Annotated in this window: 1 protein-coding gene and 1 pseudogene; both read left to right on the plus strand. The window is 71.7% G+C overall.

The features are described from left to right. Positions 1-967 (plus strand): annotated as a pseudogene (locus D7X55_RS43735) (FHA domain-containing protein); the annotation flags it as partial. Positions 968-1,003: 36 nt separating this feature from the next. Continuing rightward, the gene (locus tag D7X55_RS38115) at positions 1,004-2,743 is read left to right on the plus strand and encodes an FHA domain-containing protein (protein WP_233610318.1); all 1,740 of its coding nucleotides are present in this window, start codon (positions 1,004-1,006) and stop codon (positions 2,741-2,743) included. Positions 2,744-2,869: the final 126 nt, after the last annotated feature.

Below are 2,869 nucleotides of genomic sequence, written 5' to 3' on the forward strand. Positions count from 1 at the left end.
GGTGACGGTCGTGGCGAAGGTGGAGCCCTCCGCGGCCAGCAAGGCCCGGCAGCGGCGGCAGCTGGCCAAGACGCTCCAGGGCAAGGTCCTCCTCTTCTGGCAGCGCCAGTCGCTGCCCAGACGCATCGGCCTCGCGTCCCTGGCGGCGGTGGGCGCGTTGGCGCTGGTGACGCTGCTCGTGGCGCTCGTGGCGCCTTCGGCCATCCGCCTGCCGGGCCGCGAGCCCTCCACGCTGGGCATGGAGCCGGTGGCGGACTCGTTCGGCCTGGGCGAGGGCGTGCGCTGGACCCACGCGGACGACAAGCTCTTCGACTTCCGCTTCGTGTCCCCCACGCGCGCGGTGGCCGTGCTGCACTACCAGGCGAGCAACATCACCCGGGACGAGGTCAACCTGTCCCTCAACGGCGTGTCCCTGGGCTGGGTGCCCCCGGACACGGCGCAGACGGCCGAGCGCGAGCTGGAGCAGGTCCTTCCCCCCAGCCTCCTGCGGCGCAACGCCAACAACCAGCTGCTCTTCGACAACGCCCTCAACCCGCCCGGCCGCGACCCGTGGCGCATCTGGAACCTGCGGCTGGAGATCATCCCGGTGCCGGAGCTGCCGCCGGATCAGCTGGTGACGTCCGCCCGGGAGTCCGTGCGGGCCGGGACCCGCTTCTACGAGCTCAAGGACGTGGGCGCGGAGAACCTGTTCAAGGCGTGGCGGGAGTACCGCGCCGCGTGGATCACCCTGGAGGCGCTCGACGAGAAGCCGGAGCTGTACGACGACGTCCGGGAGCGAATCGCCCAGATTTCAACGGAGCTGGACCACCGGTGCGGGCAGCTGATGATGCAGTTCCAGCGGGCGGTTCAGTTCCGCAGCCGACGGGACGCGGTGGCGACCCTCGAAGACGTGCGGAGACGCTTCCCTACAGCCGAGCATCGCTGCCACAATCTCGCGCTGGAAAAAGCCTATGAGCACGAGCTTTAGGGCCCGTGCCCCCCTCAGCAGGACGCGGTGACCTCCATGTCGAACGCACCTCCCCCCGCCCGCCGGCGGCCGACGTCCGGTACGCCCTCCTCGGGGACCGGACAGCGCGCGCCGGCCCGCCGGTCGACCGCCGGTGCCGCCGCGGCCCGCCCCGCGAAGCTCGTCGTCATCGCCGGCCCCATGGAGGGTGAGGAGTTCGCGCTCTCCGACCTCGAGTACACGGTCGGCCGCGCCACGGACAACCCCATCTGCATCCAGGACACGTCCGTCTCCCGCAAGCACGTGACGCTGCGCAAGGAGTCCGCCGGCTGGATGGTCAGTGACATGGGCTCCGGCAACGGCACCATCGTCAACGGCGAGCCCATCTCCGAGGAGACGCTGCTCGCCAACGGCGACGTGATCACCCTGGGCGACTCGGAGCTGCGCTACGAGGACACCGCCAACAGCACCGCCAAGGTGCAGGCCCCCTCCAGCCCCCGGCCCCGTCCGTCCACGGCGGCCGGCCGCGGTCCCACGGCCGTGCCCACACGCCCCGCCCGGGAGGGCCGCGCGCGCCCGCAGACGTCGCGCGCCGCCGCCGCCGCGGAGCTCACGCCGGAGATGCAGAAGAAGCGCATGCGCATCAAGCTGGCGGCCGCCGCCGTGCTGGTGCTGCTCTTCGCGGGCCTGGGCGTGGCGCGCTCGCGCGTGCGGGCCCAGGCGGAGGAGCAGGGCCGCATCGAGGCCGAGCAGCGCCAGTACCGCGAGCAGCTGGGCGCGCTCTTCCAGGAGGCCAAGAACCTGGTGCGCGAGGGCCAGTGGCAGCAGGCCAAGGTGAAGCTGGAGGAGCTCCACGCGCAGGCGGCGGACTACCCCGGCGTGGAGGACTACCTCAAGGCCGCGGAGCGGGAGATCCCCAACCAGGGCCACCTGGCCACGGCCCAGGCGGCGCTGGACAAGGGTGAGCTGGCCGCCGCGAAGGCGTCCATCGAAAAGGTCAGCAGCGACACGCAGCTCTACGAGCAGCTGAAGACGGCGCGCAAGAACCTGACGGACACGGCCGACAAGCGCACGAAGGAAGCCAAGCAGCTGCTGGACACGCGCCAGCTGGAGAACGTGCAGAAGGCCAAGGCCATCACCGACGACGTGCTGGCGACCTTCCCGGAGCACCGCGACGGCAAGCTCGTCAACGACGACGCCGCGCGCCTCATCGCGGACCTGACGCGTCCGGACCCCGTGCGCGTGGCCGCGACGCCCAAGCCGTGGGAGCCCGCCGTGGACCGCTTCCGCGACGGTGACCTCACCGGCGCGGCGGCCATCCTCAACGCGTGCGCGGGCAAGACGCCCCAGTGCAAGCAGCTGATGGGGCAGGTGACGGAGTTCGGCAACCTCTACAAGAAGCTGGAGGACCTGGACGCCAAGGGCCTCACCCGGCTGCTCGCGCTGGACAAGGACATCACGGACGGGCGCGGCAGCAAGATGGCGCGCAACGCGGGCACCCGCGCGGCGACCATCTATTACAAGAGCGCCTCGGGCGCGAAGGCCGCCGGCCAGTGGTCGCGCGCCATGGAGTTCGCCCGCCGCGCGCTCCAGGCGGACCCCGGCCACACGGGCGCCGCCAACATCGTCAACGACCTCAAGGGCAAGGCGAAGGACCTGTACCTCCAGGCCTACTCCATCAAGGACTCCAGCCCCGAGGACGCGCTGCCCAAGTTCCGCGACGTCGTCGCGATGACGCCGCCGGACGACGAGCTGCACGGCAAGGCCCAGGGCTGGGTCGAGAAGCTGTCGCGATGAAGAAGCGCAAGGGTGCGGAGCAGCCCCCGGCCGACGAGCCGGGGCAGGGCGACCTGTTCGGCACGGGGCTCCTGCAACCCTTGCGTCCCGCGCCCCCGAAGGCCGCCGCCGCGAGCAAGCCGGCCC

This window comes from Corallococcus sp. AB049A (assembly GCF_003668885.1).
Lineage (GTDB): Bacteria > Myxococcota > Myxococcia > Myxococcales > Myxococcaceae > Corallococcus > Corallococcus interemptor.